The 19,537-nt window shown below is 66.5% G+C and carries 18 protein-coding genes; 12 read left to right on the forward strand and 6 right to left on the reverse strand.

All coding sequences use genetic code 11. The annotated features are described in order from the left end of the window. Nucleotides 1–9 precede the first annotated feature (9 nt). Both AC1DRD_RS19495 and AC1DRD_RS19500 read left to right on the forward strand, forming a co-directional pair. A complete protein-coding gene (locus AC1DRD_RS19495) occupies nucleotides 10–1,353 on the forward strand; it encodes an MFS transporter (protein ID WP_478042694.1) in 1,344 nt (447 codons plus the stop codon). After that, entirely contained in the window at nucleotides 1,350–2,357 is a 1,008-nt protein-coding gene (locus AC1DRD_RS19500) for an aldo/keto reductase (protein WP_478042695.1), read from the forward strand. Before AC1DRD_RS19495 ends, AC1DRD_RS19500 begins: the two co-directional genes overlap by 4 nt. 240 nt (nucleotides 2,358–2,597) lie before the next feature. Here the strand turns inward: AC1DRD_RS19500 and AC1DRD_RS19505 are convergent, their stop codons facing one another. Beyond that, the gene (locus tag AC1DRD_RS19505) at nucleotides 2,598–2,882 is read right to left on the reverse strand and encodes a chorismate mutase (protein WP_478042696.1); all 285 of its coding nucleotides are present in this window, start codon (nucleotides 2,880–2,882) and stop codon (nucleotides 2,598–2,600) included. 102 nt (nucleotides 2,883–2,984) lie between these two features. Here AC1DRD_RS19505 and AC1DRD_RS19510 point away from each other — a divergent pair, with 102 nt between their 5' ends. Further along, nucleotides 2,985–4,001, forward strand: coding sequence for a polyprenyl synthetase family protein (locus AC1DRD_RS19510; RefSeq protein ID WP_478042697.1), 1,017 nt, complete (start codon nucleotides 2,985–2,987; stop codon nucleotides 3,999–4,001). A gap of 248 nt (nucleotides 4,002–4,249) precedes the next feature. Here the strand turns inward: AC1DRD_RS19510 and AC1DRD_RS19515 are convergent, their stop codons facing one another. Next, a complete protein-coding gene (locus AC1DRD_RS19515) occupies nucleotides 4,250–4,468 on the reverse strand; it encodes a hypothetical protein (RefSeq protein ID WP_478031911.1) in 219 nt (72 codons plus the stop codon). A gap of 266 nt (nucleotides 4,469–4,734) precedes the next feature. Between AC1DRD_RS19515 and AC1DRD_RS19520 the strand changes: the two genes are divergently transcribed. Beyond that, nucleotides 4,735–5,007 (forward strand): hypothetical protein, encoded by a 273-nt coding sequence (locus AC1DRD_RS19520; protein ID WP_478031912.1) that lies wholly within the window; start codon nucleotides 4,735–4,737, stop codon nucleotides 5,005–5,007. Nucleotides 5,008–5,218: 211 nt separating this feature from the next. Here AC1DRD_RS19520 and AC1DRD_RS19525 read toward each other — a convergent pair whose 3' ends face one another. Next, entirely contained in the window at nucleotides 5,219–6,235 is a 1,017-nt protein-coding gene (locus tag AC1DRD_RS19525) for a cation diffusion facilitator family transporter (protein ID WP_478042698.1), read from the reverse strand. A 90-nt stretch (nucleotides 6,236–6,325) separates the two neighbouring features. Between AC1DRD_RS19525 and hrpB the strand changes: the two genes are divergently transcribed. Genes hrpB through AC1DRD_RS19540 form a run of 3 tightly spaced genes read left to right on the forward strand, consistent with a single transcriptional unit; the run spans nucleotide 6,326 to nucleotide 9,520 of the window. After that, nucleotides 6,326–8,851, forward strand: a complete 2,526-nt coding sequence (gene hrpB / locus AC1DRD_RS19530) for an ATP-dependent helicase HrpB (RefSeq protein ID WP_478042699.1) — start codon at nucleotides 6,326–6,328, stop codon at nucleotides 8,849–8,851. A gap of 10 nt (nucleotides 8,852–8,861) precedes the next feature. Beyond that, nucleotides 8,862–9,143 carry an NADH dehydrogenase ubiquinone Fe-S protein 4 gene (locus AC1DRD_RS19535; protein ID WP_478031917.1) on the forward strand — a complete coding sequence of 94 codons (282 nt, stop codon included), beginning with the start codon at nucleotides 8,862–8,864 and terminating at the stop codon, nucleotides 9,141–9,143. Beyond that, complete coding sequence (locus AC1DRD_RS19540) at nucleotides 9,140–9,520, forward strand: nuclear transport factor 2 family protein (RefSeq protein WP_478042700.1); 381 nt, start codon at nucleotides 9,140–9,142, stop codon at nucleotides 9,518–9,520. The genes AC1DRD_RS19535 and AC1DRD_RS19540 overlap by 4 nt, the downstream gene beginning before the upstream one ends. A gap of 12 nt (nucleotides 9,521–9,532) precedes the next feature. Here the strand turns inward: AC1DRD_RS19540 and xth are convergent, their stop codons facing one another. Genes xth through AC1DRD_RS19555 form a run of 3 tightly spaced genes read right to left on the reverse strand, consistent with a single transcriptional unit; the run spans nucleotide 9,533 to nucleotide 11,774 of the window. Next, nucleotides 9,533–10,309, reverse strand: coding sequence for an exodeoxyribonuclease III (gene xth / locus AC1DRD_RS19545; RefSeq protein ID WP_478042701.1), 777 nt, complete (start codon nucleotides 10,307–10,309; stop codon nucleotides 9,533–9,535). After that, nucleotides 10,309–10,503 (reverse strand): hypothetical protein, encoded by a 195-nt coding sequence (locus AC1DRD_RS19550; protein ID WP_478042702.1) that lies wholly within the window; start codon nucleotides 10,501–10,503, stop codon nucleotides 10,309–10,311. The genes xth and AC1DRD_RS19550 overlap by 1 nt, the downstream gene beginning before the upstream one ends. 17 nt (nucleotides 10,504–10,520) lie before the next feature. Next, nucleotides 10,521–11,774 carry an NRAMP family divalent metal transporter gene (locus AC1DRD_RS19555; protein ID WP_478042703.1) on the reverse strand — a complete coding sequence of 418 codons (1,254 nt, stop codon included), beginning with the start codon at nucleotides 11,772–11,774 and terminating at the stop codon, nucleotides 10,521–10,523. Between the two features lie 224 nt (nucleotides 11,775–11,998). On the opposite strand from AC1DRD_RS19555, the gene ptsP reads away from it, so the two are divergent. The 5 genes from ptsP (at nucleotide 11,999) to ftsH (ending at nucleotide 19,451) form a co-directional block, all read left to right on the forward strand. After that, nucleotides 11,999–14,275 carry a phosphoenolpyruvate--protein phosphotransferase gene (gene ptsP, locus AC1DRD_RS19560; protein WP_478042704.1) on the forward strand — a complete coding sequence of 759 codons (2,277 nt, stop codon included), beginning with the start codon at nucleotides 11,999–12,001 and terminating at the stop codon, nucleotides 14,273–14,275. A gap of 113 nt (nucleotides 14,276–14,388) precedes the next feature. Then, entirely contained in the window at nucleotides 14,389–15,375 is a 987-nt protein-coding gene (locus AC1DRD_RS19565) for a helix-turn-helix domain-containing protein (protein ID WP_478042705.1), read from the forward strand. Nucleotides 15,376–15,496: 121 nt separating this feature from the next. Then, entirely contained in the window at nucleotides 15,497–16,453 is a 957-nt protein-coding gene (locus AC1DRD_RS19570) for a tetratricopeptide repeat protein (RefSeq protein ID WP_478042706.1), read from the forward strand. Further along, on the forward strand, nucleotides 16,431–17,420 hold the full coding sequence (gene tilS, locus AC1DRD_RS19575; RefSeq protein ID WP_478042707.1) for a tRNA lysidine(34) synthetase TilS: 990 nt from the start codon (nucleotides 16,431–16,433) through the stop codon (nucleotides 17,418–17,420). Before AC1DRD_RS19570 ends, tilS begins: the two co-directional genes overlap by 23 nt. 69 nt (nucleotides 17,421–17,489) lie before the next feature. Beyond that, nucleotides 17,490–19,451: an ATP-dependent zinc metalloprotease FtsH gene (ftsH, locus tag AC1DRD_RS19580; RefSeq protein WP_478042708.1), complete on the forward strand. Its 1,962-nt coding sequence runs from the start codon at nucleotides 17,490–17,492 to the stop codon at nucleotides 19,449–19,451. The last annotated feature ends 86 nt before the right edge of the window (nucleotides 19,452–19,537 follow it).

Here is a 19,537-nt window from a genome sequence, read left to right on the forward strand (position 1 = left end):
AAGCCCGGCATGACGACAACTGAGGACGCAGCCGACCCCCGCTCTCCCGCCGAACGCGAAGCCGCCTATGCCGCGTTCGTCGAGGCGAATCTCCGCCGCAACTACACTGCGCATTTCATCCACGGCATGCTCGGCATGACTGGGTTCCGGCTGATCTACGCGCCGACCTTCATCCCGACCTATATCCACCGCCTGACCGGCTCCGACGCCTTGGTCGGGCTCGGCACGTCGCTGCTCCAGTTCGGCGCAATCATCTCGCCGATCTTCGCCGCCTCGCGGTTCGAAACCAAGCAGCGCATCCTTCCCTACGCCATCCGCACCGGCACGATGATGCGCATCATGATCCTGGGCCTGGCGCTCGCCGGCTGGTTCCTGCGCGGCGAGGCGCTGCTGCTCGTCACGCTCGGCCTGTTCTTCCTGCTCGGCGCGTTCAACGGCACCCAGCGCGTCGCCTTCCAAATGCTGATGTCGAAAGTGATTCCGATCCATCGGCGCGGGCGGTTGCAGGCTTATCGCAATATCACCGGCGGGCTGATCGCCGCGGCCTTGTCCTATGTCGCCGGGCGCTGGCTGATCCAGAACGACGTGCTCGGCAATGGCTATGCGACCACCTTCTTCCTCGCTTTCGTGCTGACCAGCCTGGGGCTGACCGTGCTTCAGTTGCGCATGGTCGAGCCGATCCCGCCGGTGGTGCGCTCGCCGATGCGGTTCGTCGATCGGGTGAAGACCTTCCCGACCTTGCTCGAAGATCGCGGCTATCGCTGGTTCATCCTGGCCGAAGCGTGCTGCGTCTGCGCGCGGATCGGGGCGCCGTTCTACATCCTCTATGCCGGTAGCCAACTCGGCTTGTCTGGGATCGTCATCGGCGAATTGTCGCTCGCTTATCTTGGCGCCGATACCGTCTCCAACCTCGCTTGGGGACATCTCGGCGACCGTACCGGCTATCGCTCGACCTTCACGCTGGCCGCCGCGCTGTGGGCGGGCGGCATCGCCTTGCTGCTGACCGTCCACCATCCCTGGGCAGTGTTCGCCGCGTTCTGTTGCCTCGGCGCCGGCAATTGCGGCTATCAGATGAGTCAGCAGACGATGGTGCTCGAATTCGGCGAGCGTGCCGACGTCGCGATGCGGCTCGCTCTGTCGACCACGATCGAGGGCACGATCTCGGCGATCGGGCCGCTGCTCGGCGGGCTGATGGCGTGGAAACTCGGTTATCCGCCGGTGCTGTGGCTGTCGTTCGGGTTCCTCTGCCTCGCGGTTCTGCTGCTGATTTTTCGCGTGCGGGAACCTCGCCAGCGCAAGGTCGCGGCGATAGTGAGCGACGACCTTCTCCTTCCCGAAAGCGAATCGGCATGACGCTCCCGACCCGACAGATCGGCCCCCTTACCGTCTCGGCGATCGGGCTCGGCTGCATGAATCTCAGCCATGCTTACGGCACGCGACCGAGCGACGAAGAGGGCACGGCATTGCTCAATCGCGCGCTCGATCTCGGCGTCACGTTGCTCGACACCGCGGCGCTTTACGGCCTGGGCGCCAACGAGCGGCTGGTCGGCAAGGCAGTGATGCATCGCCGCGCCGAATTCACGCTGGCCTCGAAATGCGTGCTCGACGCGGTCGACGGCAAGCGCGTGCTCGATGGCCGCCCCGAATCGATCCGCCGCACGCTCGACGGGGCGTTGGAACGGCTCGGGACCGATCATATCGATCTCTATTACCTTCACCGGCTCGACAAGAAAGTGCCGGTCGAGGAGTCGGTCGGCGAGCTCAAGCGCGCGGTCGAAGCAGGCAAGATCGGTGCGATCGGCCTCAGCGAAATGGGCGCCGCGACAATCCGTCGCGCGCACGCAGTCCATCCGGTGGCCGCGGTGCAGAGCGAATATTCGCCGATGGTCCGCAATCCCGACATCGCCGTGCTCGACACCTGCCGCGAACTCGGCATCGGCTTCGTCGCTTTCTCGCCGGTGGCGCGCGGCATGCTGGCGCGGGGTGTGCACGACGACAATTATGAAGCGGGCGACATCCGGCTCCACATGCCGCGCTTCCTCGGCGACAATCTGCGGCACAATCTGGGCGTGGTCGCACGGTTCGACGCGCTGGCGGCCGACGCCGGAATGACGTCGGCGCAGCTCGCGCTCGGTTGGGTGCTGGCGCGCGGACCGCATATCGTCGCCATTCCCGGCACGCGCAGCCTCACGCATCTCGAGGAGAATGTCGGCGCCGCGACGGTCAGCGTCTCCGACGATCTGGTGAAGGCGGTCGACGCCGTGTTCGACGGCACGATCCGCGGCCCGCGCTATCTCGCGCCGATGCAAGCGCAGATCGATACCGAGATCCTGCCTGGCGAGGAACTGGCCGCCTGAGCGATCGGTCTAGCCGATCAGCAGCACGACACCCAAGATGATCCCGGCCAGCGCAAAGCTGACCAGATGCATCGTCAGACCATAATTGCACTGGCTCTCCGACGCGTGGAAGCCATGCATCGCACCTCTCCCCGGCGCGCCTTTGCTCTGCTTCCGGCATGGGATCGCGCCTTCGGTATTTTTAACTCTTTTCGCGCGCTTTGGCCAGTTTGACGTCGGTCGGCGAAGTCAAGGAAAACGCTAAGCTTCGTCGCGCAGCCGTTCATGGTGACGGATGACTTCGTCGATGATGAAGCGCAGGAACTTCTCCGAGAATTCAGGGTCGAGACGCGCTTCCTCGGCCAAATGCCGCAGCCGCGCTATCTGGCGTTCCTCGCGGCCGGGATCGGCCGGCGGCAGGCCGGCCTGCGCCTTGTAGCGGCCGACCGCCTGGGTCACCTTGAACCGCTCGGCGAGCATGTGGATCAGCGCGGCATCGATATTGTCGATGCTGCTGCGATAGGCGTCCAGCACGTCGTCGCTCATCTGGCGGCTCCCTCGATTCGTGGCGGCCTTCTGCGCATCCATGCCGGGATGCGCAACCCGTGCTTGCCTTCCGCGCCCCTCTCGGCCAGAGGCTCCGCTGAGATGAGCGCCACGATCTATCGCCTCGATCCGACCCGGCCGCAGCCCAGCCTCGAGCCGATGATGCAGCTGGTCGCGTCGGACATGAACATGGTCAATGCGGTGATCCTGGACCGCATGCAGTCGGACATTCCGCTGATCCCCGAGCTTGCCGGTCACCTGATCGCCGGCGGCGGCAAGCGCATGCGCCCGATGCTGACGCTCGCGAGCGCGCGGCTGCTCGGCTATACCGGGATGCGCCACCATCGCCTGGCGGCGGCAGTCGAGTTCATCCACACCGCGACCCTGCTCCATGACGACGTGGTCGATGGCAGCGACTTGCGCCGCGGCAAGCGCACCGCGAATCTGATCTGGGGCAATCCCGCGTCGATCCTGGTCGGCGACTTCCTGTTTAGCCGCTCGTTCGAATTGATGGTCGAGGACGGCAGCCTGAAAGTGCTCAAGATCCTGAGCAACGCCAGCGCCGTGATCGCCGAAGGCGAGGTCGACCAATTGACCGCCGCGCGCCGCGTCGACCTGGGCGAGGAACGCTATCTCGATATCATCGGCGCCAAGACCGCCGCCTTGTTCGCTGCCGCCTGTCGGATCGCCGCGGTGGTCGCCGAACGGCCCGAAAGCGAGGAACAGGCGCTCGATGCATTCGGCCGCAACCTCGGGGTGGCGTTCCAACTGGTCGACGATGCGATCGATTACGTGTCCGACGCCGGGACGATGGGCAAGGATACCGGCGACGATTTCCGCGAAGGCAAGGTCACCCTGCCGGTGATCCTGGCCTATGCGCGCGGCAATGAAGAGGACCGCAAGTTCTGGAAGGACGCGATCCTGGGCCATCGCGCTTCGGACGAGGATTTCGCGCATGCGGTCGAGTTGGTCCGCACGACGCGCGCGATCGACGACACGCTGGCGCGGGCGCGCCATTACGGCCAGCGCGCGATCGACGCGATCGCCGGCTTCTCCTCGGGCCAGGCGCGCGATGCGATGACCGAAGCGGTCGAATTCGCGGTGGCGAGAGCGTATTAAAGGGAGGATGTCCGCCCAAAGGCGGACGTGCCAGCGTCAGCCGGCGTCGGGGTCGTTCGCGGCCCTTGCTGCCTTGCAGAGAGCGAGCAAGGCGCGCCGGATCGACGGCCCCGCCAGATGCGGTTGAACCGACGGATATCGCTCGGCCGTCAACACGCGCCGAATATCATCGACCGTGGCGCAACTGCCCGACCGCGCCAGTTCAAACGCGCGCTCGACGGTCGATAACTGCTCCCCGGACCGGTCGTTCACGCGTCGGCGCGGCCGCGATCGGGAGATTCGCTCGGGTCGAGAGCGTCATTGGCCGGGATGAGGTTGAAATTGCGGTGCGGAAACGTCCCGGCAGCGAGCAGCTTGCCATAAGCCCGTGCGAGCCCGGCATGCGCCAGGCGCGATGAGGAACAGCCGGCTTTGCGAGCCATCATCAGCGAGATCTGCTCGCGGTGCAGAAGGTAATTGGTGTCCAAAGGGCACGCCTCGTCAGCAGGCGAAAGCGCAAGCGCTCACGGTCACAAGATGCCTGCGAAATCGGTCAGGTGATGATTTCTAATAGCACACTTTGCCGGCCGCCTCGCATCAATTCGCCGATCTATGCGGCAACAGACAGTGTCGGGGCGAAATACATGGCTTTTCGGCGGTATACAGCCTAAAGGCTCCCTATCGCGCTGCCCGCCCCAGCATCGGCGCGACTGAGAGAGGTTCGTGCTCCCGCTAATCCAAGGAGAGCAAACCGATGATGCCGACTATTCCCGCTACCAATGGCCATGACAGCTGGAGCAATCCGGGTCCCGGCCGCGCGATCAACGTCTCGCTCGATCGCGCCGCGGTCGAAGCTCTGTGCGTGAAGCATCAGACCAAGATCAGCGCGATCGAAAAGCTGCCCAAGGGCGGGACGCGCGTCGTGATGATGAATGGCGACGATGCCGAGGCGATGCGCCGCGTGTTCGGCAACAAGATCCTGACCGGCACGGTGACGCGCGAGCATTGGGCGCGCGTGGTGCGGTGAACCCTGGCGGTATACGCGCCGCCACCATCGTACCGTGCACCCGTTCGAGGAGAAATGACGTGGCAAAAGGCCAGCGCAAGAGCAACAAGGAAGTCCGCAAGCCCAAGAAGCCGGAGCCGCCCAAGCTCAACGCTTCCAACCCGACGGCGAAAGGCACGCCGGTCAAGCAGCCTGTCTGATCGGTTTTAGATATCCGGTACCGAGTTCCGGGTCAGCAATCGGTCCCACAATCGGCATCGGCGGCGCGCTCGACCTGGATCGTCGTGTGCGCGATGCCGAACCGCTTCTGCAGCATCGCCGCCGCATTGCCCAGGAATGCCGGCCCGGTTTCCTCGGTCATCACCAAATGCGCGGTCAGCACCGTCTCGGTGGTCGACATCGGCCAGATATGGAGGTCGTGCGTCGCGCTGACGCCGGGCATCGCCGCGAGTGCGGCCTTGACCTCGTCATAGTCGATCCCGCGCGGCACCGCGTTCAGCGACATCTCGATCGTCTCGCGGAGCAGGCCCCAGGTTTGCCAGAAGATGATCGCCGACACGATGATCGATACCACCGGGTCGATCCATTCCACGCCGGTGAACCAGATCACGACGCCGGCCAGCATCACCCCGGCCGAAACCGTCGCGTCGGCCGCCATGTGCAGATAGGCGCCGCGCAGGTTGATGTCCGATTTCTGCCCGCGCGCGAACAGCCAGGCTGACGCCGCATTGACCAGGATCCCGGCGGCGGCGACCACCACGACGACCGCGCCCTTGACCGGCGCGGGATCGCCGATCCGCGTCACCGCCTCGAATACGACCGCGCCCATCGCCATCATCAGCAGCAATGCGTTGATCAACGCGGCCAGGATGGTCGAAGCCTTGAGCCCATAAGTGAAGCGTTTCGACGGACCGCGCCGCGCCAGCGTGGCGCCGCCCCAGGCGACGCATAGCCCGAACACGTCGGACAGATTGTGTCCGGCATCCGCCATCAGCGCGACCGAATGGGCAACGAAGCCGAAACCGAATTCGACGACGACGAACAGGATGTTGAGCGTGATGCCGATCGCGAAGGCGCGATCGAAGGTCAGCGGGCCGTGATTGTGGCCGCCATGGCCATGGCCGTGCCCATGACCATGACCATGACCATGTTTATGGCCGTGTCCATGTTTGTGGCCATGACCGTGCTGATGGTCGTGCGCGTGATCATGCTCATGATCGTGCGCGTGGTCGTGGCTATGGTCGTGCATGCTGGACCTGCCTAGCACTGCAATTGGGGGAGATACTAGGACACTGGGCTGTCATCAGTGGAAAGTTTCTGCCACGTGTCGCGATCGCCGATGCAACCGCCCAGCCTTCCCGTCGAAACCGTCCTTCCGCAGTTGCTCGCGGCACTGGACGCCGAGCCCAATGCGGTGCTGGTCGCGCCGCCCGGTGCGGGCAAGACCACCGCGGTCGCGCCCGCGTTGCTCGGCCAAAATTGGTGCGGCGGCGAAATCCTGCTGCTCAGCCCGCGCCGGATCGCGGCGCGCGCCGCGGCCGAGCGGATGGCGATGCTCGCGGGCGAGCCGGTCGGCAAGACGTTCGGCTATGCGACGCGGATGGACAGCAAGCGCTCCGCCGCGACCCGCATAACGGTAGTGACCGAAGGCATTTTCGTCGCGCGGATCCAGGCCGATCCCGAACTCGCCGGTATCTCGGCAGTGCTGTTCGACGAGGTCCACGAACGCAATCTCGACAGCGATTTCGGCCTCGCCCTGGCGCTCGACGCACAAGGATCGCTGCGCCCCGACCTCCGCCTCGTCGCCATGTCGGCGACGCTCGACGGCGCGCGCTTCGCCAAGCTGCTCGGCGACGCGCCGGTGATCGAGAGCGAAGGCCGCAGTCACACGCTCGACCTCCGCTATCTCGGCCGTCGCGGCGAGGCACGGATCGAGGACGAGGTCACCGCCGCGATCCGGCTGGCGCTGCGCGAAGAGCAAGGCGGCGTGCTCGCCTTCCTGCCCGGCGTCGCCGAGATCGAGCGGGCCGCCGAGAGACTCGGCGACCTGCCCGGCGTGCGCCTGCATCGCCTTCACGGCACGATCGCGCCGGCGGATCAGCGTGCGGCGATCGCCGGCGAGCCCGACGGCATGCGCAAGCTCGTGCTGGCGACCAGCATCGCCGAAACCAGCCTGACGCTCGACGGCATCCGGGTGGTGGTCGATTCGGGGCTCGCTCGCCGCCCGCGCTACGATCGCGCGGCGGGGATGACGCGGCTGGTCACCGAACGCGCCAGCCAGGCCGCCGCGACGCAGCGCGCCGGGCGAGCGGCTCGGCAAGGGCCGGGTGTCGCTTATCGGTTGTGGGAAGAAGCGGGGACGGCAGGGTTGCCGCGCTTCGACCCGCCCGAAATCCTCGAAGCCGATCTATCAGGCCTGGTGCTCGATTGCGCGATCTGGGGAGTCGCCGATCCGCGCACGCTGGCATGGCTCGATCCACCACCCGAAGCCGCGGTGGCGGAAGGACGCGCACGGTTGGCAACGCTCGAGGCGCTCGACGCCGATAGCCGGCCGACCGCGCACGGCCGCGCGATCGCGAAGCTGCCGATGCCGCCGCGGCTTGCGCATATGCTGGTGCGGGCGGGAGAGATGGGGCTGGCAACGGAAGCGGCCGAAGTTGCGGTGCTGCTCGGCGAGCGCGGATTGGGTGGTCCGGGGACTGATCTGGAAACCCGTATTCGCAGATTCCGCACCGAACGTGGACGGCGTGCTGAGAGTGCAAGGCGGCTGGCTGAGCGGTGGGCAACCATTCTCCCTCTCCCCTCTGGGGAGAGGGTCGGGGAGAGGGGCACGAACCGATCGCCTGCCGCACTGCCCCTCTCCCAACCCTCTCCCCAGAGGGGAGAGGGCGTTAGCATCGCCATCGCCCTCGCCTTCCCCGACCGCGTTTCCCGGCGCCGCGACGCTTCCGGCGAACGTTGGGCCTCGGTCGGCGGCCGGGGGTTCAAGCTCGATGCGGCCGACTCTCTCGCCACCGCGCAATGGCTCGCCGTTGCCGAGACACAGGGTGTCGCGGCCGGCGCGCGCATCCTGTCGGCGGCGGCGATCGACCAGGCGACGGTCGAAACCTTGTTCGCCGACAAGATCGAAACGCGCCGCACCTTCGCATTCGATCCAGCGACCGGCGGCGTCGAAGCAGTGCGCGAACGTCGCCTGGGCGCGATCGCTTTGTCGCGCGGGCCCGATAGCAACGCCGATCCGGCCGCGATCGCCGCCGCCCTGGTCGACGGCGTCCGAGAGCATGGGCTGCATCTGCTGCCCTGGGGCGAGGCGTCGACCGCGCTTCGCGACCGCGCGGCGTTCGCCGCCGCACATGGCTGGGACGGCGCGCTCGACGACGAGACGCTCGCCGCCCGGCTCGACGATTGGCTCGCCTCGTTGCTCGACGGCAAGCGCCGCCTGTCGCAGCTCTCCGACGCAGATCTCACCGAGGCGCTGCGCAATCTCGCCTGCTGGGACGCTATGCGCGCGCTCGACCGTATCGCCCCCGCCCGGCTCGACACGCCGGCGGGATCGAGTCACGCGATCGACTATGCCGCCGAAGCCGGCCCAACTGTCGAGCTCCGCCCCCAGGCCCTGTTCGGGCTTGCGGTGCATCCGACCATCGCCAATGGCGTGCCGCTCGTGCTCAGCCTGACCTCGCCGGCTGGCCGCCCGATCCAGACGACGCGCGATCTGCCCGGTTTCTGGGCCGGAAGCTGGTCCGCGGTCGCCAAGGAAATGCGCGGGCGCTATCCCAAACATCCCTGGCCCGACGACCCCGCCGCCGCAAACCCGACGCTGAGGACCAAAAAAGCCGATGCAAGGTTCGGAAAGTCAGGATAAGGGAAAGATCATGCCAACCGCCCGTATCTATCAGCGTCCCAAGAACGCGATGCAGTCCGGACGTTACCGGACCGATCGCTGGATTCTCGAATTCGAACCCGCCGAGGCCAAGCGCCCGGATCCGCTCACCGGCTGGGCCGGGTCGGGCGACACGCGCGAACAGGTCCGGCTGACCTTTGCCACCGCGGAAGCCGCACAGGCCTATGCCGAAAAGGTCGGGCTCGCCTTCCACATCGTGCCGGCGCCCGCGCGCACGCTCAAGCTGCAGAGCTACGCCGACAACTTCCGATGAGCCTTCCCATTGCTACGCCCAAGGGCGTGGTGCGGCGCTGGATCGCGGCGTTCAATGCCGCCGATCCCGATGCGCTCGCCGCGCTCTATCATGACGACGCCACCAATCATCAAGTCGCGGTCGGCCCGGTCCAGGGCCGATCGGCGATCCGCGAGCGCTTCGCTCAGGAATTCGCCGCAGCGACTATGGAATGCCTGCCGGTCAACCTGTTCGAGGACGGCGAATGGGCGATCCTCGAATGGAAAGATCCGCAGGATCGGCTCGGCTGCGGCTTCTTCCACGTGATCGACGGCCGCATCGCGCTCCAACGCGGCTATTGGGATAGCGCGACATTTGCCGCGCCGGTGAAGAAGACGGCCGCCAAGCCGAAGGTCTGACCCGTTACCCGCTCACGGGTTCGCGAGTTCGATCCAGACGGGCGCATGATCGCTCGTCTTCTCCCAAGCCCGCACCCGCTTCTCGACCCGCGCATCAATTAGCCGCGGCGCGAGATCGGGGCTGAGCAGGATGTGATCGATCCTGAGGCCGGCGTCGCGTTCGAACGCGCCGCGAAAATACTTCCAGAAGGTATAGATGTGCTCGCCGGGGCGGCGCGACCGAAGCGCGTCGGTCCAGCCTTGTTCCAATAAGCCAGCATAAGCCCGTCTGACCTCGGGCGCGAACAGCGCGTCGTCGAGCCATCGTTCGGGTTTGTAGACGTCGAGCTCGGTCGGCATGACGTTGAAGTCGCCGGCGATGACCACCGGCACGCCAGCGTCGCGCAGCGACTGCGCATGCCGCGTCAGCCGCTCGAACCAGCGAAGCTTGAAATCGAACTTGGGTCCGGGCCGCGGGTTGCCGTTGGGCAGATAGAGGCAGGCGACGATGACGCCGTTGATCGCGGCCTCGAGGTAGCGGCTCTGGTCGTCGGCGCGGTCGCCGGGCAACCCGCGACGGGTTTCGTGGATCTCGCCCACTCGGCTGAGGATCGCGACGCCGTTCCAGCTTTTCTGGCCGTGCCAGATCGCGGTGTAACCCAAGTCGTTCAACGCCGTTTCCGGGAAACGCTCGTCCGGCGCCTTCAATTCCTGGAGGCAAACCACGTCCGGAAGGTCCTCGGACAGCCAGCGCTGGAGGACGGGGAGGCGCCCATTGACGCCGTTCACATTGTAGGTCGCGATCCGCATCAAGCCTCGCGCGCCTTCGACCCCATCACGATCGCCACGAAAATGTCGAGCGGCGTGAGGTTCGAGAAGGTCCGCCGCCTGGCGATGCGAATGCAGAGGATGCCATAAGGCAGCAGCAGCACCGCCCGGACGCAGAATTGCCATGTCGCGGCACTGCCGTCATCGGGCCCGATCAGAGCGGTCAGCCAATCCATCACTTCCTCCTTCCTCGCTAGCTGGACGGCAGGACGGCCATTCCTATGACCGCCGCCGCCATCACGGCGGTGCTCGCCCAGCCGAATAGCTTCAACATTGTCGACGCGGTGAAGTCGCCCATGGTCGATCGCCGGGAGACGACCAGCATCGTTCCGATCAGGATCGGCACGGCGACGACGCCATTGATCACCGCGCTCCAGAACAATGCCTTGATCGGGCTGATCGGCGACCAGTCGATGCCGACGCCGAGCGCCATCGCGACGCCGATCACGGCATAGAATAGCTTGGCCTTGCGCGGCTTGTGCTCGAGGCCGGTTTTCCAACCGGCGGTCTCGCCGATCGCATAAGCGGTCGATCCGGCGAGTACCGGCACCGCCAGCATCCCTGTGCCGATGATGCCGAGACTGAACAGCGCGAAGGCGAACTGGCCGGCGATCGGCTCGAGCGCCTTGGCCGCGTCGGCGGCGGTCTGGATGTCGGTCTTGCCCGAGGCGTGGAGAGTGGCGGCGGTGCCCAGCATGATGGCGATGGCGACGAGGTTCGAAATCGCCATGCCGACGAAGGTGTCATAGCGCATCCGAACTTCGGCGTCCGCCGCCTGATCGGGCGATTTCTTGAGCGGCTCCCGCTCCTCGACGACGTCGATCTCCTCGACTTCCTGCGAGGCCTGCCAGAAGAACAGATACGGGCTGATCGTGGTGCCGAAGATGGCGACGACAACGGTCACCGCCGCTGCGCCGGGGATCGTCGGGACGACCATGCCGTGCAGCGCCGCCGCCCAATCGACCTTCACGATGAAGATCAGCGCCACGTAAGCGAGCAGCACCATCGTCAGCCATTTCAGGAAGGACGAATATTTGCGGTAGGGAATGAAGAGCTGGAGCAGCAGCGAGACGGCCGCGAAGCCGATGGTGAAGAGATGGCCACCGCCGCCGGCGACCAATTGGGCGGCGTCGCCCATCGCGGCAAGGTCGGCGCCGATATTGATCGTATTGGCCACGAACAGCAGCCCGACCAGCACCATCACGATCCATCGCGGCATGACGTGGCGCAAATTCCAGGCGAGCCCGTGCCCCGTCACGCGGCCGACCCGCGCGCTGATCAATTGCACCGCGCTCATCAACGGATAGGTCAGCACCATCGTCCATAGCAGCACCGGACCGAAAGCGGCGCCGGCCTGCGAATACGTGGCGATACCGCTCGGATCGTCGTCGGCCGCGCCGGTGACCAGGCCGGGACCAAGCTTTTTGAGGAAGCCCTTCAAGTCCATACCAATCCCCATTTGTATCAGCAGCACAGCATTTGACGGCTCATCCGGTTCCGCGATGATGATCGATCGGTGCTGGCGGGGCTAACGACGGCGAATGCAGCGCTTGCTGCACCCGGAACGCCGGGAGGAGCGCGGCATGGCAGCTTTGATACTTGGCCGCGCATTACAAATTCTTCGAATGTCGGGTCATGGCGCCGCCCCCGCCAACCTGCTAGCGCTTCGACATGCCGCTTACCGCCGCTGCGTCCGCTCGTGAAATCCTGGTCCGCCTGCATGATGTGATGGCGGCGCGATCGTCCGCGCAGGCAAAGCTCGACGCGGTCGCGCGGATCATCGGCGAGGCGCTGGATAGCGAGGTCTGCTCGATCTATCTGCTGCGCGAAGGGCTGCTCGAACTCTATTCGACGCGCGGGCTCGACCAGGCGGCGGTCCACGTCACCAAGATGGCGCTGGGCGAGGGCCTGGTCGGCACGATCGCGCAGAATGTCGAGACGCTGAACCTGGACGAAGCGGCGTCGCATCCCGACTTCGCCTATCGTCCGGAAACCGGCGAGGACGAGTTCCACTCTTTCGCCGGCGTGCCGATCATCCGCCGCGAACAAGCGGTCGGCGTACTGGCGGTGCAGCATGCCGAGCCGCGCAAATATGACGATGTCGAGATCGAGGCGCTGCAGACGGTGGCGATGGTGCTCAGCGAGCTGATCGCCAATGCCGGCCTGATCGACCAGCGCGGCGACGCGGCGACGCGGCCGCAATCGACCGCGGCGACGCGGCTGGAGGGTCTCAAGCTGGTCGAGGGGATGGCGATCGGCCACGCCGTCTATCACCAGCCGCGCATCACCATCGAACATACCGTCGCCGAGGATACCGAGGCCGAGCGCCACCGCGTCTATGCCGCGTTCGACAAGATGCGCGAGCAGATCGACCGCATGGCGCAACAGGCCGAATTCGGCGTCGATGGCGAGCATGAAGAGGTCCTCGCGACCTACAAGATGTTCGCCTATGACGAGGGCTGGTCGCGGCGGATCAACGAGGCAATCGATTCCGGCCTGACCGCGGAAGCCGCGATCGAGCGCGTCCAGCAGCGCACGCGGATGCGGATGCGCCAGATCGGCGATCCCCTGCTCCAGGACCGGATGCACGATCTCGAGGATCTCGCCAACCGGCTGCTCCGCATCGTGTCGGGGCAGATGGGGACCGCGGCACAATTGGGGTTGCGGCAGGATACGATCCTGATCGCGCGCAACCTGGGCCCGGCCGAATTGCTCGAATATGACCGCCGGCGGCTGAAGGGCGTGGTGCTCGAGGAAGGGTCGCTGACCGCGCACGTCACCATCGTCGCGCGCGCGATGGGCGTGCCGGTGCTGGGGCGCGTGCGCAATGTCCGCCAGACGATCGCCGACGGTGACCTGCTGTTGCTCGACGTGACCGAGGCGGGATCGGTGCTGGTCCGTCCGTCCCAGGCGATGGAAGAGGCGTTCGACGCCAAATTGCTGGTCCGCCAGAAACGCCGCGCGGTGTTCGCGGCGCTGAAGTCGGAAGCGCCGATTACGCTCGACGGCGAGCGGATGACGGTGATGGTCAATGCCGGCCTGCGCGACGATGTCGCCGCGCTCGACGTCACCGGCGCTGATGGGATCGGCCTGTTCCGCACCGAATTCCAGTTCCTGGTGTCGGCGACCCTGCCGCGGCGCGAGCGGCAATTGCGGCTGTACAAGGACGTGCTCGAAGCGGCGGGCGACAAGCCGGTGGTGTTCCGCACGGTCGATATCGGCGGCGACAAGGCGCTGCCCTATCTCAATCATCACGACGAGGATGAGGAGAATCCGGCGATGGGCTGGCGCGCGCTCAGGCTCGCGCTCGAACGCGGCGGGTTGATGAAGGCACAGGCCCGCGCGTTGATCGAGGCGGCCGGGGGTCGGCAGCTCAACGTCATGTTCCCGATGGTCAGCGAGGCATGGGAGCTCGACGAGGCCAAGGCGCTGTTCGAGGCGCAACGCGAGTGGCTGGGCAAGCGCGGCAAGCGGCTGCCGAGCGAGATCCGCTATGGCGCGATGCTCGAAGTGCCGGCCTTGGCCGAGCAGCTCGATCTGTTGCTGCCCAATATCCAGTTCCTGTCGGTCGGCACCAACGATTTGACCCAGTTCCTGTTCGCCGCCGATCGCGCCAACCCCAAACTGGCCGAGCGCTATGACTGGCTGTCGCCGTCGATCCTGCGCTTCCTCAAGCGCGTGGTGGCGCCGTGCGACGCGGCCGGGGTCGCGCTGACCGTGTGCGGCGAGATGGGCGGACGGCCGCTCGAGGCGATGGCGTTGATCGCGCTGGGAATCGACCGGCTGTCGATCACGCCGGCGGCGGTCGGGCCGATCAAGGCGATGGTGCGCAGCCTCGATCGCGGCAAGGCGATGCGCTTCATGGACGGGCTGCTGGCCAAGCCGCCGCGCGACATTCGTGGGGTGCTGACCGAGTGGGCAGCCAAAAACCATGTCGAGCTGGCCTGAGCCGGGGCGAAAACGCGCTAACGAGCCGTTGACAGTCTTACCCGCTTTGGCCGACAGCCGTCACCGGCGGATGGCGATTCAAGGTCGCAACCCCCTATTCGCCGGAGAAGGTAATGGACGAGGACGAAGCGACGGGCGCACCCGATCAGGCGTCGCTATTCCCCAAGACCGTGGGCGACAAGCTGCGTGAGGCGCGTGAAGGACTGGGACTGACCCTGGCCGACATCGCCAACAAGACGCGCGTGCCGATGCGTCACCTGGAGGCGATCGAGAATAACCGGATGGAGGGGATGGCGTCGCCGGCCTATGCGATCGGCTTCACCAAGACCTATGCGCGCGCCGTCGGGCTCGACGACCGCGCGATCGCCGCGGAGTTGCGCCAGAGCCCGCAAATGCCGCTGTCGCCGACGACGCAGTTCGAGGAATATGAGCCGACCGATCCGCGCCGCGTGCCCTCGAGCGGGATTGCCGGCATCGCCGCGATCATTGCCGTGGTGCTGCTGGTCGGCGTCGGCATCTGGTACGGAACGACCTGGCTGCGCGGCACTGGCGAGGAGCCCGCGGCGCTCGCCACGCCCGACGCATCGCCAACAATCGCCGCCGCGCCCGAACCGACTCCCGCCCCGGTTGCCGGCGGCCAGGTCGTGCTGACCGCGACCGATGCGGTGTGGCTGCGCGTCTATGACGCGACCGGCAAGACGTTGATCCAGAAGACGATGCAGCCCGGCGAGCAATATTCGCTGCCGAACGACGCCGCCAACCCGATGATCAATATCGGCCGGCCCGACAAATTGCAGGTGACGATCAACGGATCGGCGGTGCCGGCGCTGGGCGACGGCAAGCGCGCGATCAAGGACGTGCCGATCAGCGCCGCGGCGTTGCAGGCGCGCGGGAATGCCGCGGCGCCTGCAGCCGTGCCGACTCCCGCGGCCGCTGCCCCGACGACCCAAGCGAAGCCGGGCAAGCGTGCAGGATCGAACGAGGTGCCGGACTTCTTCCGCCAGCCCAGCGACAAGCCGACCGCGTCCTCGACGCCGCGACCGGTAGCGACGCCCGACCCGGTATCCTTGCCCGCCGCGGCGCCGACAACGGCGCCTTAGGCCGGCCGGACGAAACCCCGCCCGCGGGGAGTCAAATCGGGCAATGACGCCAACCACATCTAGTGGCGCGGACCGGCGTTCCGGGGTAGGTTAACCACAGCGGGACAATCTGGGGATGAGTATGCGTAGTTTGTTGACGACGGTCATGATCGCGGCGGCGAGCCTGGCGATCACAGTGCCGGCGCACGCGCAGGACCGGTCGGTCGATGCGCGGCTGGGCCAGCTGGAAAAGCGGATGAACACGGTCGAGCGCGTGGTGTCGCGCACGTCGGGACCGCTGGTGCAGCCCGAAATCGGTCCGGACAACACGCCGGTCACCGCGGCGGGCACGCCGGCGAGCGCGCCGCTCGCCGATCTCGAACAGCGGGTGAGCTCGATCGAGAGCGAATTGACCGGCTTCACCGGGCGGCTGGAGACCGACGAGCACAAGATGCAGCAGCTCGAGGCCGATTTCGCCGCCTATAAGCGCGCGACCGATGCGCGGCTGAAGGCGCTGGAGGATCGCGCCGCGCCGCCGCCGGGCGATGCCGATCCCGCCGCGGTGACCGACGGTCCGGCGCCGGGTCCGGTCAAGACCGGCCCAAAGCCTGCCGGCCCCGCGCCCAAGCCTGCCGCCGCCGCCAATGACCCCGATCGCGCCAAGGCAGTCGCCGCGATTCCCAAACCCGCCGGCAAGGACGCGGTCGACAAGGCGATGTACGCGTACAATTACGCCTATCGCCTGTGGCAGGCGCAATTCTATCCCGAGGCCGAGGCGCAGCTCCAGGGCTATGCCGGCAAATTCCCCGGCCACCGCCTGGTCAGCCGCGCGCAGAATCTGCTCGGCACGATCTATATGGATGACGGCAAGCCCAATCTGGCCGCGCAAATCTATTACGAGAATTATTCGAAATTGCCCGATGGCGAGCGCGCCGCCGACAGCCTGCTCAACCTGGCCAAGGCGCTGACCGTGCTCAAGAAGCCGCGCACCGATATTTGCCGCGTCTATACCGAGCTGGGCGACGTCTATGGCGCCAAGCTGACCGCGGCGCAAAAGGCCGACGCGGACAAAGGCCGTGCCGCCAACAAATGCACCTGAGCTGACGCGCGCGGTCGACCCGGTAGCACTCGCGCGGTTCGCCGACGATCTGGCGCTGCTGTGCGATCCGGCCGAGGCCCGCGTGCTGGTCGCGGTATCGGGCGGCCCAGACAGCCTGGCACTGCTGTTGCTGACCCACGCGTCGCTCGGCGAGCGCTGCGTCGCGGCGACGGTCGACCACGGCTTGCGCTCCGAAGCGGCGGACGAGGCGGCATGGGTGGCCGATCTGTGCGCGGCGCACGGCATCGATCATGCCGTACTGCGCGGCGCCCTGCCCGAGCGGACGGGTCATACCGCCAACCTGTCGGCGCGGGCGCGGGCGCTGCGCTACGAGCTGCTCCAAACCCATGCCGACGCGATCGGCGCCACGCAGATCGCCACCGCGCACCATGCCGACGATCAGGTCGAAACGCTGATCATGCGGCTCAACCGCGGGGCCGGGGTCGGCGGGCTGGCGGGGGTGCGCGCGAGAAGCGGGCGGGTGATCCGGCCCGTGCTCGGCTGGCGCCGCGCCGAGTTGGGCGCGATCGTCGCGGCGGCGGGGATCGTCGCGGTCGACGATCCGAGCAATGTCAGCGATCGCTTCGACCGCGCGCGGCTGCGCAAGCACCTCGCCGCGATCGACTGGATCGACTCCTCGCGAGTCGCTGCGAGTGCGGCCGCCCTGGCCGACGCCGAGGAGGCGATCGGCTGGATGGTGCGTCAGCTTGGGACGGATCGCATCGCGGCCGAGGGCGATTCGCTGCTGCTCGACCCGCGCGACCTGCCCTTCGAGCTGGTCCGCCGCCTGGTCGAGCTCTGCGTCCGCCAGATCGACCCGGCGGCGGAAATCCGCGGCTCCGCATTGGTACGGATGGTCAAGGCGCTGGAATCGGGCGACACTGCGATGCTGGGCGACGTGGCGGCGGTCGCCTTGTCGCCCGCGGCGTGGCGTTTTCGCAAAGCCCCACCGCGTCGATTGCTCTGATCGACGTTGTTCCATTGCCATTAAGGCTTGGTGCCTTATCTTTAAGGGCACGAAAGGTATCTTGCGACGATGAACGACAACGACAAGCAGCCCGGCCCGGACGGCGGCAACAACAACTGGGCCCGGAACCTGTTGCTCTGGGTGGGTATCGCGGTTGCGCTGGCGGTGCTGGTGGCCATGCTGGGCAACAATGCGTCGACGCCCGCGGGCCAGCAATTGTCCTATTCGGGCTTCGTCGCCAAGGTGAAGGACGGATCGGTCAAGAAGGTCGAGATCGCCGGCACCGCGATCAACGGCACGCTGAAGGACAATACCACCTTCCGCACCAATGCCGGCGTGCCCGATCCCAATCTGGTCCAGCGCCTGATCGACAACAATGTCGAGGTCGTCGCCAAGCCCGAGGAAACGCCGTCGATCTGGCAATATCTGCTGGTCCAGTCGCTGCCGTTCGTGCTGATGCTGGCGATCGCCTTCTTCGTCATCCGCCAGATGCAGAAATCGTCCGGCTCCGGCGCGATGGGGTTCGGCAAGAGCCGCGCCCGCATGCTGACCGAGAAACAGGGTAAGGTGACGTTCGACGACGTCGCCGGCATCGATGAGGCGCGCGAGGAATTGCAGGAGATCGTCGAGTTCCTGAAGGACCCGACCAAATTCGCCCGGCTGGGCGGCAAGATCCCGAAGGGCGCATTGCTGGTCGGCTCGCCCGGTACCGGCAAGACCTTGCTGGCGCGCGCGATCGCGGGCGAAGCGGGCGTGCCGTTCTTCACCATTTCCGGCTCGGACTTTGTCGAGATGTTCGTCGGCGTCGGCGCCAGCCGCGTGCGCGACATGTTCGAACAGGCCAAGAAATCGGCGCCATGCATCGTCTTCATCGACGAGATCGACGCGGTCGGCCGCCATCGCGGCGCGGGCCTGGGCAACGGCAACGACGAGCGCGAACAGACGCTCAACCAGTTGCTGGTCGAGATGGACGGGTTCGAGGCGAACGAAGGCATCATCATCATCGCCGCGACCAACCGCCCGGACGTGCTCGACCCCGCGCTGCTGCGCCCGGGCCGGTTCGACCGCCGCGTGACGGTGCCGCTGCCCGATATCGAGGGCCGCGTGCAGATCCTCCAGGTTCATATGAAGAAGGTGCCGCTGGCCCCCGACGTCGATGCGCGCACGCTCGCGCGCGGTACGCCGGGCATGTCGGGCGCCGATCTCGCCAATCTGGTCAACGAGGCCGCTTTGATGGCGGCGCGGCTCGGCAAGCGGCTGGTCGCGATGGCGCAGTTCGAGCTCGCCAAGGACCGCGTGATCATGGGCACCGAGTGGAAATCGCTCGTCATGACGCCCGAGGAAAAGAAGATGACCGCCTATCATGAGGCCGGTCACGCTTTGGTCCGCATCCATGAGCCGGCGTCCGACCCGATCCACAAGGCGACGATCATCCCGCGCGGCGGGGCTCTCGGCATGGTCGTGTCGATGCCCGAGCGCGACAATTACTCGTACCATCGCGACAAGATGTACGCCGACCTCGCCACCGTGATGGGCGGGCGCGCGGCCGAGGAGATCATCTTCGGCTATGACAAGGTCTCGTCGGGCGCGAGCGGCGACATCAAGCAGGCGACCAAGCTGGCGCGCGCGATGGTGATGCGCTGGGGCATGTCCGACAAGCTCGGCCCGCTCGAATATGAGGAAGAGCAGGGCGAGACGTTCCTGGGCTATTCGCAGACCCAGCGGCACAATATGTCAAACGAGACCGCGCTGATGATCGACAGCGAGATCAAGTCGCTGATCGACGGCGGCCACAAGCGCGCGACCCAGGTGCTGAGCGAGAATGTCGATCAGCTCCACCGCATCGCGGGCGCGCTGCTCGAATATGAGACGCTGACCGGCGACGAGATCAAGCAGATCGCCGCGGGCGAGGACATCAACCGGCCCGACGCTGGTGCGACGGCGTCGACCCTGCCGAGCGGCGGGACGTCGATCCCGAAGACGCGGCGCCCGTCGGGGCCGTTCGGGAATCCGGCGCCGGCTGGGGCGTAAGGTAAGGGTTCAACGATTGTTGTGATGCGAGAGGCCCTTCCCGTGTGAGCGGGGAGGGCTTTTCTTTTCGGTGAGTACAGCGGTGC

This window comes from Sphingomonas sp. P4_G2 (genome assembly GCF_056401155.1).

What these genes read in the sequence shown, in the direction of transcription:
- AC1DRD_RS19500 (WP_478042695.1), top strand. Translation starts at nt 1,350, where the DNA reads ATGACGCTCCCGACCCGACAGATCGGCCCCCTTACCGTCTCGGCGATC.
- AC1DRD_RS19495 (WP_478042694.1), top strand. Translation starts at nt 10, where the DNA reads ATGACGACAACTGAGGACGCAGCCGACCCCCGCTCTCCCGCCGAACGC.
- AC1DRD_RS19525 (WP_478042698.1), bottom strand. Translation starts at nt 6,235, where the DNA reads ATGCACGACCATAGCCACGACCACGCGCACGATCATGAGCATGATCAC.
- AC1DRD_RS19520 (WP_478031912.1), top strand. Translation starts at nt 4,735, where the DNA reads ATGATGCCGACTATTCCCGCTACCAATGGCCATGACAGCTGGAGCAAT.
- AC1DRD_RS19555 (WP_478042703.1), bottom strand. Translation starts at nt 11,774, where the DNA reads ATGGACTTGAAGGGCTTCCTCAAAAAGCTTGGTCCCGGCCTGGTCACC.
- ftsH (WP_478042708.1), top strand. Translation starts at nt 17,490, where the DNA reads ATGAACGACAACGACAAGCAGCCCGGCCCGGACGGCGGCAACAACAAC.
- AC1DRD_RS19570 (WP_478042706.1), top strand. Translation starts at nt 15,497, where the DNA reads ATGCGTAGTTTGTTGACGACGGTCATGATCGCGGCGGCGAGCCTGGCG.
- AC1DRD_RS19540 (WP_478042700.1), top strand. Translation starts at nt 9,140, where the DNA reads ATGAGCCTTCCCATTGCTACGCCCAAGGGCGTGGTGCGGCGCTGGATC.
- hrpB (WP_478042699.1), top strand. Translation starts at nt 6,326, where the DNA reads ATGCAACCGCCCAGCCTTCCCGTCGAAACCGTCCTTCCGCAGTTGCTC.
- AC1DRD_RS19505 (WP_478042696.1), bottom strand. Translation starts at nt 2,882, where the DNA reads ATGAGCGACGACGTGCTGGACGCCTATCGCAGCAGCATCGACAATATC.
- AC1DRD_RS19510 (WP_478042697.1), top strand. Translation starts at nt 2,985, where the DNA reads ATGAGCGCCACGATCTATCGCCTCGATCCGACCCGGCCGCAGCCCAGC.
- AC1DRD_RS19565 (WP_478042705.1), top strand. Translation starts at nt 14,389, where the DNA reads ATGGACGAGGACGAAGCGACGGGCGCACCCGATCAGGCGTCGCTATTC.
- AC1DRD_RS19550 (WP_478042702.1), bottom strand. Translation starts at nt 10,503, where the DNA reads ATGGATTGGCTGACCGCTCTGATCGGGCCCGATGACGGCAGTGCCGCG.
- ptsP (WP_478042704.1), top strand. Translation starts at nt 11,999, where the DNA reads ATGCCGCTTACCGCCGCTGCGTCCGCTCGTGAAATCCTGGTCCGCCTG.
- xth (WP_478042701.1), bottom strand. Translation starts at nt 10,309, where the DNA reads ATGCGGATCGCGACCTACAATGTGAACGGCGTCAATGGGCGCCTCCCC.
- AC1DRD_RS19535 (WP_478031917.1), top strand. Translation starts at nt 8,862, where the DNA reads ATGCCAACCGCCCGTATCTATCAGCGTCCCAAGAACGCGATGCAGTCC.